At 66.4% G+C, this 13,190-nt stretch carries 15 protein-coding genes; 9 read left to right on the top strand and 6 right to left on the bottom strand.

What is annotated here, in order from left to right:
- Nucleotides 1-358: 358 nt before the first annotated feature.
- Complete coding sequence (locus tag J2852_RS09590) at nucleotides 359-610, bottom strand: helix-turn-helix domain-containing protein (protein ID WP_209874409.1); 252 nt, start codon at nucleotides 608-610, stop codon at nucleotides 359-361.
- Between the two features lie 109 nt (nucleotides 611-719).
- On the opposite strand from J2852_RS09590, the gene J2852_RS09585 reads away from it, so the two are divergent.
- Both J2852_RS09585 and J2852_RS09580 read left to right on the top strand, forming a co-directional pair.
- The gene (locus tag J2852_RS09585) at nucleotides 720-1,691 is read left to right on the top strand and encodes an IS1595 family transposase (RefSeq protein ID WP_343206706.1); all 972 of its coding nucleotides are present in this window, start codon (nucleotides 720-722) and stop codon (nucleotides 1,689-1,691) included.
- Between the two features lie 419 nt (nucleotides 1,692-2,110).
- On the top strand, nucleotides 2,111-2,698 hold the full coding sequence (locus J2852_RS09580) for a KilA-N domain-containing protein (protein WP_209874404.1): 588 nt from the start codon (nucleotides 2,111-2,113) through the stop codon (nucleotides 2,696-2,698).
- 25 nt (nucleotides 2,699-2,723) lie between these two features.
- Here the strand turns inward: J2852_RS09580 and J2852_RS09575 are convergent, their stop codons facing one another.
- Nucleotides 2,724-3,170: a hypothetical protein gene (locus J2852_RS09575; protein WP_209874401.1), complete on the bottom strand. Its 447-nt coding sequence runs from the start codon at nucleotides 3,168-3,170 to the stop codon at nucleotides 2,724-2,726.
- Between the two features lie 241 nt (nucleotides 3,171-3,411).
- Here J2852_RS09575 and J2852_RS09570 point away from each other — a divergent pair, with 241 nt between their 5' ends.
- From J2852_RS09570 to J2852_RS09550, 5 genes are all read left to right on the top strand, one after another.
- Complete coding sequence (locus J2852_RS09570; RefSeq protein WP_209874398.1) at nucleotides 3,412-4,665, top strand: cytochrome P450; 1,254 nt, start codon at nucleotides 3,412-3,414, stop codon at nucleotides 4,663-4,665.
- 117 nt (nucleotides 4,666-4,782) lie between these two features.
- Nucleotides 4,783-6,228, top strand: coding sequence for an NADP-dependent isocitrate dehydrogenase (locus tag J2852_RS09565; RefSeq protein WP_209874394.1), 1,446 nt, complete (start codon nucleotides 4,783-4,785; stop codon nucleotides 6,226-6,228).
- An 80-nt stretch (nucleotides 6,229-6,308) separates the two neighbouring features.
- Nucleotides 6,309-6,842 (top strand): RNA polymerase sigma factor, encoded by a 534-nt coding sequence (locus J2852_RS09560; RefSeq protein ID WP_209874391.1) that lies wholly within the window; start codon nucleotides 6,309-6,311, stop codon nucleotides 6,840-6,842.
- Nucleotides 6,842-7,633, top strand: a complete 792-nt coding sequence (locus J2852_RS09555; protein WP_246499408.1) for an anti-sigma factor family protein — start codon at nucleotides 6,842-6,844, stop codon at nucleotides 7,631-7,633. Before J2852_RS09560 ends, J2852_RS09555 begins: the two co-directional genes overlap by 1 nt.
- Nucleotides 7,634-7,809: 176 nt before the next feature.
- Nucleotides 7,810-8,178 carry a GcrA family cell cycle regulator gene (locus J2852_RS09550; RefSeq protein ID WP_209874388.1) on the top strand — a complete coding sequence of 123 codons (369 nt, stop codon included), beginning with the start codon at nucleotides 7,810-7,812 and terminating at the stop codon, nucleotides 8,176-8,178.
- Between the two features lie 80 nt (nucleotides 8,179-8,258).
- Here the strand turns inward: J2852_RS09550 and J2852_RS09545 are convergent, their stop codons facing one another.
- The 4 genes from J2852_RS09545 to J2852_RS09530 all read right to left on the bottom strand — a co-directional run bounded on the left by J2852_RS09545 (nucleotide 8,259) and on the right by J2852_RS09530 (nucleotide 11,653).
- Complete coding sequence (locus J2852_RS09545; RefSeq protein WP_209874385.1) at nucleotides 8,259-8,867, bottom strand: exopolysaccharide biosynthesis protein; 609 nt, start codon at nucleotides 8,865-8,867, stop codon at nucleotides 8,259-8,261.
- A 229-nt stretch (nucleotides 8,868-9,096) separates the two neighbouring features.
- The gene (locus J2852_RS09540) at nucleotides 9,097-9,477 is read right to left on the bottom strand and encodes an oxidoreductase (RefSeq protein WP_209874382.1); all 381 of its coding nucleotides are present in this window, start codon (nucleotides 9,475-9,477) and stop codon (nucleotides 9,097-9,099) included.
- Nucleotides 9,478-9,603: 126 nt separating this feature from the next.
- Nucleotides 9,604-10,827 carry an NADP-dependent isocitrate dehydrogenase gene (locus J2852_RS09535; protein ID WP_209874379.1) on the bottom strand — a complete coding sequence of 408 codons (1,224 nt, stop codon included), beginning with the start codon at nucleotides 10,825-10,827 and terminating at the stop codon, nucleotides 9,604-9,606.
- 241 nt (nucleotides 10,828-11,068) lie between these two features.
- A complete protein-coding gene (locus J2852_RS09530) occupies nucleotides 11,069-11,653 on the bottom strand; it encodes an LOG family protein (protein ID WP_209874377.1) in 585 nt (194 codons plus the stop codon).
- 143 nt (nucleotides 11,654-11,796) lie between these two features.
- Here J2852_RS09530 and J2852_RS09525 point away from each other — a divergent pair, with 143 nt between their 5' ends.
- Both J2852_RS09525 and J2852_RS09520 read left to right on the top strand, forming a co-directional pair.
- Nucleotides 11,797-12,282 (top strand): c-type cytochrome, encoded by a 486-nt coding sequence (locus tag J2852_RS09525; protein WP_209874374.1) that lies wholly within the window; start codon nucleotides 11,797-11,799, stop codon nucleotides 12,280-12,282.
- Nucleotides 12,282-13,154, top strand: coding sequence for a cytochrome c (locus tag J2852_RS09520; protein ID WP_209874372.1), 873 nt, complete (start codon nucleotides 12,282-12,284; stop codon nucleotides 13,152-13,154). The genes J2852_RS09525 and J2852_RS09520 overlap by 1 nt, the downstream gene beginning before the upstream one ends.
- The last annotated feature ends 36 nt before the right edge of the window (nucleotides 13,155-13,190 follow it).

The following is a 13,190-nucleotide window of genomic DNA, read 5'->3' as shown; positions in this document are numbered from 1 at the left end:
GTGAGTATGCCCTCCTGTTGCGCCCGGTTCAAGGCCTCAGTAGCCATGGAAAGCGCATAAGGAGGCGCACCGTGAACACAACACTGCTGTCCCGCGAAAAACATCGCCGGGGCCTTCGGCGCGCGCCACGGACGCCTCGCCGCCGTCCTCTGTTCGCTCAACTCAAGCACATTTTGGCGCTGGTGCCCGTGTGCCTGGAGATTTATCAAGCGCTTGGTGGCCCCTTTGGCCCCGTTGATTGGTGGGATCGGACTGTCGAGGCGGCTATTAGCTCTCCCGCAGCCACACAAAGTGTCCTCACGGGAACCGTAGAATCCACGAGCGACTGACGACCGGACTGGGTGGCGGGTGAGCGCAGTCACTCGCCACCTCCCGGTGCGCCATCGTCGATCCGGATTCCGACCGCCTTGTCCGCGTCGTCTTTAAGCAGCGTCACGCCCATTTCGGCAAACGCTCGCTCCAGGGCGCCCAAGTTTTGGCGGATCGGCGACCGAAGGCTCCGCTCAAAGTCACGCACTGTCGAGACCCCAACGCCTGCGCGTTGGGCCAGCTCTTCTTGCGTGATGTTCAGCCACGCCCGAGCGGCGCGGCACTGAGCGGCGGAGATCATGAGCGCACCGTACCTATGTCATCAACGCAGGTCAAGGTCATCAATGAGTGATGACATTGGTCGCATCATATGTTTATAGTGACATCATCACTTAGTGATGAGGCTTGCCGTGTCCCAGCATTTCCTTCTATCCGCAGCCGCACGGAGCATTTCGCTCCGCGCCGTGCTGCGCATGGAGGATGCTGAAGCATGGACGGTCTTTCAGCGGATACGCTGGGATGCGACGGGGGGTAAGCCGATATGCCCGCATTGCGCCTCCCTGGTTTGCTACGATGTGTCGCGTGGCACTCGCCCGCGCTTTCGTTGTCGCGACTGCCGCAAAGACTTCAGCCCGACGAGCGGCACGCTGTTCGCCTATCACAAGCTGTCGATCCGCGAGTATCTTGCCGCCATTGTCCTGTTCGTGAACGCGGCCAAGGGCATCAGCGCGTTGCAACTCGGCCGTGACCTCGATCTCTCCTACAAGACGTCGTTCGTCCTTTGTCACAAGTTGCGCGAGGTGATGGCGACCGAAACCCGCGGCATGATCGCCGATGGGGAGGTTGAGGTGGACGGCTGCCACGTTGGCGGCTACGTCAAGCCGGCCAACTTCAAGGAGAACCGCCGCGACCGCCGCAAGGCCGTCAACCAGAACGGCAAGCGCCGGGTGGTGGTGGCGATCCGCGACCGCGACGGGCGGACTCTGACCAGCGTGTTCAAGTCCGAGGACGAGGCGACCAGCTTCATTGCCTCCCGCGTCGCCAAGGGCACCACGATCCACGCCGATGAAGCCGCCGCCTGGGACAAGCTGCATGCCCACTTCCCCATGAAGCGCATCAACCACTCCGAGGCGTACAGCGCCGATGGGGCCTGCACCAACATGGCGGAGTCTTTCTTCTCCCGCCTGCGCCGGGCCGAGGAAGGCCAATACCATCACATTAGCGGCGCCTATCTGGCCCGTTATGCCGGTGAGATGGCGTGGCGCGAGGATCACCGCCGGGAGAGCAATGGCATGCTCTTCAACATCGTCGTCGACCGGGCTGCCCGCATGGGGCAGTCGGTGGACTTTACGGGCTACTGGCAGCGCCGCAAGGCGGCGTGAGTCGCTGGCGCCCCGAGTCGCTGGCGCGTAAGGACTCGTTTGCGGGGTTTATCCACAGATCGCGCGACTTATTCACAGGAATCTTGCGACCAGATTGCCGATCTTCCCACAGTTATGGAAACGTCGCGTTTTTTCCACACCCCAAGAGTGGTTTCGTGTAGGGTGCATGGGTGATCATCATATGCAGCCTCACCGTGCCAAATAGGCAATTGCATTCCGAATCCAACGCGCGCCGCAGCGGCTGTGCAGCAAAAAGGGACTCGGGTTGGTCGGTGAACTTAAAAAGCTTCGCGCACGAAAGGTTCGTGCCGAGAGGTGGCGGGACACATCTCCCCAGACAGTCCCGCCGCCGGAACCCCGCCCAGCTCCCACTACAAAGCTGGGCTTTCCCCATCCCTTCACTGACATGGAGTGAAAGAATGAAGGGTAACAGCTTACATAACGCCTGCTTAGCGTACAACGGCCATGCTATTCGCGACCGTGGCAAAACCGTGAGCCTGACAGACATGTGGAAGGCGGCGGGCTCGCCGGAGAACAGGGAACCGTGGAACTGGTCCAGGAAGGAAGGCGCGGAATTCGTGGAGTTCGTGGCCGCGTCTCATAACCTGACCATGGAGCAGGTTATGATCACGAAAAAGGGCAAGGGTGGCGGGACCTGGGCGCACTGGCAACTTGCCATGGCCTACGCCAAGTACCTGTCCCCCGAGTTCCATGCGTGGTGCAACAGCGTCGTCCGCGCCCACATGGAGGGGCGGACCCATCAAGCACTGCTTGCAGACCGCCAGAACGAAGCCTTGTTGAAAATCAGGATTACAGCCTGTAACGCAGTAACGCGCCTTCTTGGTGAAGCCCGCAGGAACGGCGGAGCGCAGTATGCTGCGCATATCATGCCAGCCGCTTTCGAAATGCTCGGTATCCGAGTTCCAGACAGCGTGATCCCGGCTCCGTTGCGGCAAGGCAATTTGTTTGACGCGCTCCCGAGCTGGTCTGGGCACCGTCCCAACTAACTGAAAGCCCCGGCTGGGTAAATGCTCAGTCGGGGCGTTCATTTAGGATGGCTGCCAGCCCCCACCGCTTCGCTCTTCCATCTCGCCCCACGTCGACGAACTCCACGCCCCTCCGCAGGACTGCCACAACGGCCTTCTGCACGAGCTTCACAGCGCCTGGATCATCGGTGGAAAGCCCGCGCGCTTCCATGACGCGTATGGCGACTTGAGAGGTTGTTAGGGGCTGCGGGGCGTCCCGCAGCACGTCCAGTATCCTCCGCTTCACCTCCCGCTTAGCAAAGGGGCTGGCGGGTCGCTTGCGCCGGCCGGGAAACTCCGGATCCGCCTCTCCCAGCATGCGGAGGACTCCGTCAACCTGAACCAGCTTGGCCCGTAAAGCCCTCTCCCGGATGCCGAGGGAGCGCAGCTCGGAACAAAGCTTTTCCCGGAGCTTCAGAAGCGCATTGACGGAGGGCGGGATAGTATCGGGCATGGCGTCTTCCCCGGCGGAGTGGTCTACCGGGGAAGAGTCTAGGCCACCATCAGACGCTTAGTATGCGAAGTGTTGGTGGCGTTTGCTCCATAATGCCGCAATGATGCACAATCCACCCCATGCGCCCCGCGCATGGCTCTACCCCTCAGCACCCCCGCCCACCGCGATAATCGCCGCCGCGCTGAACCTCCCCCTGCCGTTCGGGGTTACGGTCCCGACGCCGCAACTTCACGGGGGAGCCATGCCGGACACGGACATACCGCGCGATGGGAGCCTGGACGCCACGCTGGACCTGCTGAGGGACGGCTATGGGTTCATCTCGAAACGGTGCTGGCGGCTTGGGTCGGATGTGTTCGCCACGCGGCTGATGCTCCGCCCGGCGATCTGCATGCAGGGGGAGGAGGCCGCCCGCGTCTTCTACGAACCCGGCCGCTTCACCCGGCGCAGGGCGCTGCCGCCGAACACGCTGGCCCTGCTCCAGGACTGGGGCAGCGTCGCGACGCTCGACGGCGAGGCGCACCGGCACCGCAAGGCCATGGTCTTGTCCCTGATGACGCCGGACGCCATCCGCCGCCTCGGCGACCTGTTCGAGGAGCAGTGGCGCGCCCGCCTCCCGGCGTGGGAGCGGATGGACCGCATCGTCCTCGCCGACGAGACTCAGCGGATTCTTACGTGGGCCGTCTGCGCCTGGGCGGGCGTCCCGCTGGGCGAACCGGAGGCGGAGAAGCGGACGCGCGAACTCGCGGCGATGTTCGAGGGGGCCGGCTCCGTCGGGCCGCGCAACTGGCGGGGCCTCGCCCTGCGCGCGCGGACGGAGCGCTGGGCGCGTGGCCTGATCGGGCGGGTCCGCGACGGCTCGCTTGCCGTGCCGGAGGATCGCGCGCTGGCCGTCATCGCCCGCCACCGGGACCGGAACGGCGAGCTTCTGTCCGTGAAGACCGCCGGCGTGGAACTCATCAACATCCTGCGGCCCACCGTGGCCGTGGAACGCTTCATCACCTTCGCCGCGCTGGCCCTGCACCAGCATCCCGACTGCCGGGAGCCGGCGCGGACCGACGACGCCTACCGCGCGATGTTCGTGCAGGAGGTCCGCCGCCTGTACCCCTTCTTCCCCATCGTCGCCGGGCGGGTGCTGAAGCCCTTCGACTGGCGCGGGCACCGCTTCGCCGAGGGGGCGTGGGTGATCCTCGACCTGCACGGCACCGACCACGACCCGCGACTCTGGAAAGACCCCGACCGCTTCCGGCCCGACCGCTTCCGCCAGCGGGACGACAGCCCCTACGACCTCATTCCGCAGGGCGGCGGCGACCACCACCTCAACCACCGCTGTCCGGGGGAGTGGGCCACCATCGAGTTGATGACGCGGGCGGTGCGCCTGCTGACCGCCGCCATGACCTACGAGGTGCCGGCCCAGGACCTGACCATCGACACCGGACGGATGCCGGCGGTGCCGAAAAGCCGCTTCGTCATCGCGGGGGTTCGCGCCGTCTCCTGAGTCCGGCCGCTCGCGCCGAAGTGGTGTTACCCGCACCCATTGAATCGTCACCCCCCTTCGTCTAGGGTCCCCAAGGCCCCCCATAGCCCCCGTGGCGGGTCCCCTTGGAGTGAGTGTATGCGCGAAACCACCCCCATCACGGTCGCCCGCGGCGACGGCATCGGCCCCGAGATCATGGACGCCGTGCTTTTCGTGATGAACGCGGCCGGCGCGCGCCTGAAGGTGGAGGAGGTTCCGGCGGGCGAGCAGGTCTACCGCCGGGGTCATCTGGGCGGGCTGGACGCCGCCGGCTGGGGCTCGATCCGCCGCACCCGCGTCTTTCTGAAGGGGCCGATCACCACCCCGCAGGGCTACGGCAACAAGTCGCTGAACGTCACCGCGCGCACCACGCTGGGGCTGTTCGCCAACGTCCGCCCCTGCGTCTCCTACCACCCCTACGTGCGCACGCGGCACCCGCGCATGGACGTGGTCATCATCCGCGAGAACGAGGAAGACCTCTACGCCGGCATCGAACACCGGCAGACCGACGACGTGATCCAGTCGGTGAAGCTGATCTCGCGGCCGGGGTCGGAGCGCATCGTGCGCTACGCCTTCGACTACGCCCGCGCCAACCACCGGCGCAAGGTGACGGCCTTCGTCAAGGACAACGTCATGAAGATGACGGATGGCCTGTTCCTGAAGATCTTTCACGAGATCGCCGCCGAATACCCGGAGATCAAGGCCGACCACCTGATCGTGGACATCGGCGCCGCGCGTCTGGCCGACCAGCCCGAACGCTTCGACGTGATCGTGACGCTGAACCTCTACGGCGACATCGTGTCGGACATCGCGGCGCAGATCACCGGCTCGGTCGGGCTGGCCGGCTCCGCCAACATCGGCGACGCCTGCGCCATGTTCGAGGCGATCCACGGCTCCGCCCCGATGATCGCGGGGCAGGGGATCGCCAACCCCTCCGGCATGCTGATGGCCGCCGTGATGATGCTGGTCCACATCGGCCAGGGCGACGTGGCGGCGCGCATCCACAACGCGTGGCTCAAGGCCATCGAGGACGGCGTCCACACCGTGGACATTTTCTCGCGCGGGGTCAGCCGCTACCGCGTCGGCACCCAGGCCTTTGCCGAGGCGGTGGTGGAGCGGCTGGGCGAGCTCCCCGTGACCCTGTCCAGCGTCGGCTACGCCAACACCGGGCGCCCCGCCTACGAGGCCGGCGTCCGCCTCTCCCCCCGCCGCGTCGCCCTGAAGGAGCTGGTCGGGGTGGACGTGTTCCTGCACTGGCCCGGCGGCAGCCCGGACGAGCTGGCCGGTCTGGTCAAGCCGCTCGTCACCGGCGCGCTGGACCTCGCCAGCATCTCCAACCGGTCGCAGAAGGTCTGGCCGGAGGGCAACGCCGACGTCTTCTACACCGACCATTGGCGCTGCCGCTTCACCGCCCGCGAAGGGACCACCATAGCCCACGCCGACATCGTGGAGCTGCTGGGCAACCTCGCGCGCGGCGGGCTGGACTTCACCCAGACCGAGAATCTCTGCAACTTCGACGGCAAGTCGGGCTTTTCGGCGGCGTAACCTGTCCGTTGGTGGAATAATCGGCGGGGCAGGGGCGTCCTGACGGTCAGGACACCCACCCCGCGGGAGGCCCGCCGCCGATGCCACCACCCGCCCAGCCGCCGGGACCGGTCGATGACCGCGCCATCGCCGCCCACGTCCCGCGCCTGCGCCGCTACGCCGCCGCCCTGGCCGGCAATCTGGCCGACGCCGACGACCTCGTGCAGGACTGCATCGAAAAGGCGCTGGCCAACCGCCACGCGTTGCGCGACGTGTCCCGGCTGGGCGGCTGGTTGCTGTCGATCCTGCACAACCTGCACGTCTCCGGCCTGCGCGGGCGGCGGCGGCGCGGGCCGGAGGTGTCGGTGGACGACCTCGCCGACGATCTGGCGCTCAGCGCCGAACCCGCCGACCGGGGCGAGGTGCGCGACTTCGTCCGCGCCTTCGGCCAGCTGTCGGAGGAGCACCGCACCGTCCTTCTCCTCACCGGGCTGGAGGGGCTGTCCTACCGCGAGGCGGCGGAGGTGCTGGAGGTTCCCATCGGCACCGTCATGTCCCGCCTCGCCCGCGCGCGGGAGCGCCTGCGCGCCCTCCTCGACGGCGGCGAGGAGCAGGTGGTGAGGAGGATCAAGTGATGATGACGGGAAAGGAGGGACGGGACCCCGTGACCGACGCCGACCTGCACGCCTGGCTGGATGGCGAGCTGCCCGAGGAACGCCGGACGGAGGTGGAACGCCATCTCGCCGACAACCCGGACGTGGCCCGCCGTTTCGAACGCTACCGCGCCCAGCGCGTCCTGCTCGGCCGCGCCTTCGGCCCGCTGATCGACCGGCCCCTGCCGGACTCCCTGACGCCGCCCTTCGCGGCGCGTCCTGCGGAATCGCGCAGGCGCCCGGTGCTGTGGCTTCTGGCGCTGGCCGCTTCGCTGCTGCTGTTCCTGGCCGGCGGGGCGACCGGCTGGCTGGTCCGCGACTGGACCGGCGCCCGCTCCGCCGGCACCGCCGCCTTCATCGCCGACGCCGTCGCCGCCCACCGCGTCTTCGTCGTGGAGGTCCGCCACCCCGTGGAGGTCGGCGCGGACCAGGAGGCGCACCTCGTCGGCTGGCTGTCCAAGCGTCTCGGCAAGCCGCTCCGCGCGCCGAGCCTTGCGTCCCACGGCTACGATCTGGTGGGCGGGCGCCTGCTGTCCGACGCCCAGGGACCGGCCGCGCAACTGATGTACCAGGATGCGGCGGGTCGCCGCATCACGCTCTACGTCCGGGCGTCCTCCGACGCGTCCGACACGGCCTTCCGCTTTGCCCAGGACGGCAGCGTCCACGCTTTCTATTGGCGGGACAATGGCTTGGCATGGGCCGTAACGGGCGACCTCGACCGCGTCACCCTTTCGGGTATAGCCGAGGAGGTGTATGGGGCGTTGAACTCATAACACCCACAGACTTATGCACAGGAATGTTGAATCGACCCCCTATCCCCCGAAGTGTCCATCTGGTAGGTTCTTACCCGGCTGGCACAAAATATTGCGGCTTATGGAAAACGACCGCACTGGTCGAAAGGCATATTGGTTAACCAGGGAACCGGCTACCGGACCACGGGAGACAGGGAATGAGTTGGACGGACGAACGGGTTCAGCAGCTGAAGGACCTCTGGGCCCAGGGGCTGAGCGCGAGCGAAATCGCGGACATTCTCGGTGACATCAGCCGCAACGCGGTGATCGGCAAGGCGCATCGTCTCGGCCTGTCCGGCCGGCCTTCGCCCATCAAGAAGAAGCCCACCCGTGGCGCGACGATCCTGGCCCTGACCGAGCGCATGTGCAAGTGGCCGGTCGGCGATCCCAAGCACCAGGACTTCCATTTCTGCGGCAAGCCCTCCCTGCCGGGTCTGCCCTACTGCGCGGAACACGCGGCGGTGGCCTACCAGCCGGCCTCATCCGGCAAGAAGCGCGACGAAGACCGCAGCGTCGGCGCCGCGTAATCCACCATATTTTGTGTCGAGATCGTAGGTTGGGCCAACCGAAGGGCGGCCCAACACGGTCATATCCAGAACCAGCTTTCCTAGATCGGGGCCGCCGTCACGGCCCAATAGGTGCCAGCCACCAGCGCCACCGACACTCCGGTCGCCACGGCACCAAGCCCCAGCCCGGCCAGCACGGCCAGCCCGTCTTTCGCGATCAGGCCCAGCGCGATCACCAGCACCGCCAGCCCCGGCAGGGTGTTGCCGAACGGGATCGGCAGCGCGATCAGCACCCCCATCAGCAGCACGAAGACACCCAGCGGCCGCAGGATCCCCGACCGCGTCAAGGCCGGGTAGCGGGTCCGCAGCGTCCGTTCTACCCGCTCGACCATCGGCGTGGCCTTCTCCACCACCGTGTGGATGGTGCTGCGCTTGACCCGGCGCTTGCCGATCCACCTCGGCACCTCCAGCCGGTCCCGCCCGACGATCATCTGCACCGCCACCAGGGCCAGCACCGTGCCGAACACCATGCCCGCCGGAACCCCCGGCGTCGGCACGACGGCCGGGATGGCGAGCGCCAGCAGCAGGAAACCCGGCGCCCGGTCCCCCAGATGCGCCAGAACCTCCCCCAGCGTCGGCGTCTCGCCTCCAAGCGTCTCGCGAAGCCGTTTCAGCAGCGCGGACGCCTTGGCCCGTTCCTTCGTCTCCATACCCCTCCCCAACAGTCGTTCGCCGACGATGTGGTGCCCCGAACGCGTTCGGAAAAGGGGAGGGCCGGAAAACGGATAGCCGGAAAGTGGAAGGAAAGCCCGCTCATACGGCCGGCGCATGAATGCGTCATGTTCGGCCGGCCGTATGACCCTCTCGCACGTTGCTACGCAACGTGCTGCCGGGTTTGAATCGAAGGCGTTTGATGGGGGCCATCAAACGCCTTCGATATCAGTACTCCAGCGCGTCGTGCTTCAGGCGGACCCGCTTTCCGGCGAGCAGCGACAGCAGCAGCTGCACCACCACCTCGTGCACGATCAGCGTGTGATGGTTGCCGCTGTCCTGCATGTGCTGGCGCAGGGCCTCGCGCACCTTCGGCACGCCGGTCACGTCGATCAGCACGTCGACCGTTTCGCCGAGCCGGGCCAACTCCATGAAGTCGGTCGTGGTCGTCACGCCCTTCGCGCGGGCCAGCTTCATGCCGGGCGCCTCGGCGTCCAGATCGGCCACCCCCAGCAGCTCCACGAACGGAGCGTCGATCAGCTTCTGGAGCAGCGGCGTGCCGGTTTCGCCGGCGCCGATCACGGCGATGCGGAAGGTCTCGTTGGGCATGACGTTTCCTCGAAATTCATCCTGATGCGGGCAACAAAAAAGCGGGGAGCCGAGGCTCCCCGCCGCAACCTTACCTCGACCCGGTGCCCCGTTTGACCGGGACGCGGCGTCGCACCTGAGTTTTTGTTACGCCCAGGCGGCCATTTTCTTCTGCAGGTTCTCGTCCAGCTTGTCGAGGAACTGCTTGGTGGTCAGCCAGGGCTGCTCCGGACCGATGAGAATCGCCAGATCCTTGGTCATGAAGCCCGACTCCACGGTCTCGACGCAGACGCGCTCCAGCGTCTGGGCGAACTTCACGACGTCCGGCGTGTTGTCGAACTTGCCGCGGTAGGCCAGACCCTGCGTCCAGGCGTAGATCGACGCGATCGGGTTGGTGGAGGTCTCCTTGCCCTTCTGGTGCTCGCGGTAGTGGCGGGTCACCGTGCCGTGGGCGGCCTCGGCCTCGACGGTCTTGCCGTCCGGCGTGACCAGCACCGAGGTCATCAGGCCCAGCGAGCCGAAGCCCTGCGCCACCACGTCGGACTCCACGTCGCCGTCGTAGTTCTTGCAGGCCCACACGAAGCCGCCTTCCCACTTCAGGGCCGAGGCGACCATGTCGTCGATCAGGCGGTGCTCGTAGACCAGGCCCTTGGCCTTGAACTGGTCGGCGTAGGTCTCCTCGAAGACCTTCTGGAAGATGTCCTTGAAGCGGCCGTCGTAGGCCTTCAGGATCGTGTTCTTCGTGGACAGGTAGACCGAATAGCCGCGCTCCAGGCCGTACATGAAGCTGGAGTGGGCGAAGCCCTCGATCGACTCGTCCAGGTTGTACATGCCCATGGCGACGCCCGCGCCGGGGAAATCGTACACCTCATGCTCGATCGACTCGCCGCCGCCCTCCGGCGTCCACTTGATCGACAGCTTGCCCTTGCCCGGAACGACGAAGTCGGTGGCCTTGTACTGGTCGCCGAAGGCGTGACGGCCGATGATGATCGGCTTGGTCCAGCCCGGCACGTAGCGCGGAACGTTCGAGCAGACGATCGGCTCGCGGAAGACGGTGCCGCCCAGGATGTTGCGGATGGTGCCGTTCGGCGACTTCCACATCTTCTTGAGGTTGAACTCCGTCACCCGCGCCTCGTCCGGGGTGATGGTCGCGCACTTGACGCCGACGCCGTACTGCTTGATCGCGTTGGCGGATTCGACCGTGACCTTGTCGTCCGTCTTGTCGCGGTTCTCGATGCCCAGATCGTAGTACTTCAGGTCGATGTCCAGGTACGGCAGGATCAGCTTGTCCTTGATGAACTGCCAGATGATGCGCGTCATCTCGTCGCCGTCGAGTTCGACGACCGGATTGGCTACCTTGATCTTCGTCATGGGTGCGAGTTCTCCCCGAACGGGTAAGGGCGTTGGCTATTCCATGGGCACCGGGCGCGCCGTTTTGTGGCGTTGGCCGGGTTACCGCTTGCGGGCGGTTCCCGACTCCCCGGACGGAAACGGATCGCGGTTATATAGCACCGCCCCCTTGCCGAAAGGAAGGCGCGGCGGTGTCATAAAAGCCCTAAATTGACCGGAAAATGGCGGAAACAGACGCTTCTGGTCCTACCACTTGCCCGATTCAGAGCTTCTGGGTGCGTGTTCTCAGGGACGGTTCCGGTTCGTGCTCCAGCGCGTCGAACACTTCGTCCGCCTCGTTCACGACGGTGAACAGGGCGCGGTGGCCGGTCTGGGCGAAGCCCTGCGCGATCATGTGGTCGATCAGGCCCAGCAGCGGGCGCCAGTAGCCGTCCACGTCGACAATGACGATGGGCTTGTCGTGCAGCCGCAGCTGCTTCCAGGTCAGGACCTCGAAGGTCTCGTCCATGGTGCCGAGGCCGCCCGGCAGCACCACGAAGGCGTCCGACCGCTCCATCATCATGCGCTTTCGCGTGTGCATGCTGTCCACGACGTGCAGTTCGGTCAGGCCGGTGTGCTCGACCTCGGCGGACTGGATGTGCTCCGGGATGATGCCGACCACGCTGCCCCCGGCGCCCAGCGCCGCGTCGGCGACGATGCCCATCAGCCCGACCCGGCCGCCGCCGTAGACCAGCTGAATGTCCCGGCGGGCCAGCCCCTCGCCCAGCGCGTGCGCGGTATCCTTGTGGAGGTCGGCGACGCGGCTGGACGAACCGCAATAGACGCACACGGATTTCGGGGCCTTCATCGCTCACCCTTTCTTTCCCGGAGGGCACCACGTTTCGGCGACTGGTCCGATGCGCCGGTCCAATCCACCTAGGACCAGGGAATATCAGCCCCGGCCATTGCGTCTACCCGGACAACAGGCATCGACCCATTTGGAGGGACCATATGGACCCGCGCGTCATCAACGCTCTGGCGGCCGCTTCCGTTGCCGGAGTTCTGTTTCTTGGTTTCGGCGGCGTCGTCGGGACCGCCATCGGCGCCGATCCCGTGGCGCTCGTCAAGCAGCGCGAGCAGACGATGAAAACCATGGGCGGTGGTCTCGGCGCCGTCGCCAAGTTCGTGAAGGGGGAGGGGGCCACCGTCGCCGACGTCCGCTCCGCCGCCGCCGCCATCACCGAAATGGTCGCGAAGGATCCGCACACGGTCTTCCCGCAGGGCACCGCCATCGGGGTGTCCGACAGCGAGGCCAAGCCGGAACTGTGGCAGAACTGGCCGAAGGCGGTGGAGTACTGGAACGGCCTGAAGCCGGCCGCCGCCCGCCTGACCGAGGCCGCCAACGGTGGCGACCGCACCCAGATCGCGCAGGCGATGCAGGTCATGTCCAAGGCCTGTTCCAACTGCCATGAGGACTTCCGGCAGAAGAAGCCGTGATGTCCATGCGAGGTCCAGCACTCCTCGTCCTGCTTTTGACGATATCCGGCGGGGCGCTGGCGGCGGATCCGTCCTCGCCCAACGCGGTTGAGCGTGGCGAATACCTGTTCAACGCCGCCGGCTGCCTCGGCTGCCACACCGACGAGAAGGGCGGTGGCAAGCCGCTGGCCGGCGGCCGGCCGCTCGCCACGCCCTTTGGCACCTTCTATCCGCCCAACATCACCCCGGACCCGGACCACGGCATCGGCCGCTGGTCCGACGCCGACTTCATCCGCGCCCTGCGCGAGGGCAAGGGGCGGGAGGGCGAGCCCCTCTACCCGGCCTTTCCCTACACCAGCTACACGCGGATGACCGACCGCGACCTGTCGGACCTGAAGGCCTACCTGTTCACGCGGGAGGCCGTTCCCACCCCCAACAGGCCGCACGAGCTGTCGCCGCCCTTCTCCTGGCGCTTTACCCTGGCCGGCTGGCAGTGGCTCTACCTGACCGAGGTCGGTCCCCGCCCCGACGATCCGTCCAAACCGCCGGACTGGAACCGGGGGCGCTATCTGGTGGAGGCGGTCGCCCATTGCGGGGAATGCCACACCCCGCGCACGACGCTTGGCGGCTTGGACCGTGACCGTTATCTGGCTGGCAACCCCAAGGGACCGGACGGCGACAAGGTGCCCAACATCACGCCGCATCCCAAGGTGGGCATCGGCTCCTGGTCTCCCGGCGACATCGCGCTGTTGCTGGAAATCGGCCTGCTTCCCGACGGTGACGTGGCCGGCGGAGCGATGGCCGAGGTCGTCCGCAACTCCACCTCGAAACTGACGGCGGAGGATCGTGCGGCCATCGTCGCCTATCTCAAATCCATTCCACCCCTCGAATAGGTCTCGAACCGATGACGCAAACAGCCGGCGCGAAGG

Origin of the sequence: Azospirillum soli (assembly GCF_017876165.1) — a bacterium.
In the GTDB taxonomy this organism is placed as follows: Bacteria; Pseudomonadota; Alphaproteobacteria; order Azospirillales; family Azospirillaceae; genus Azospirillum; species Azospirillum soli.
The sequence above is the reverse complement of the archived record's forward strand: the minus strand, read 5'-3'. Positions and strand labels throughout refer to the sequence as shown.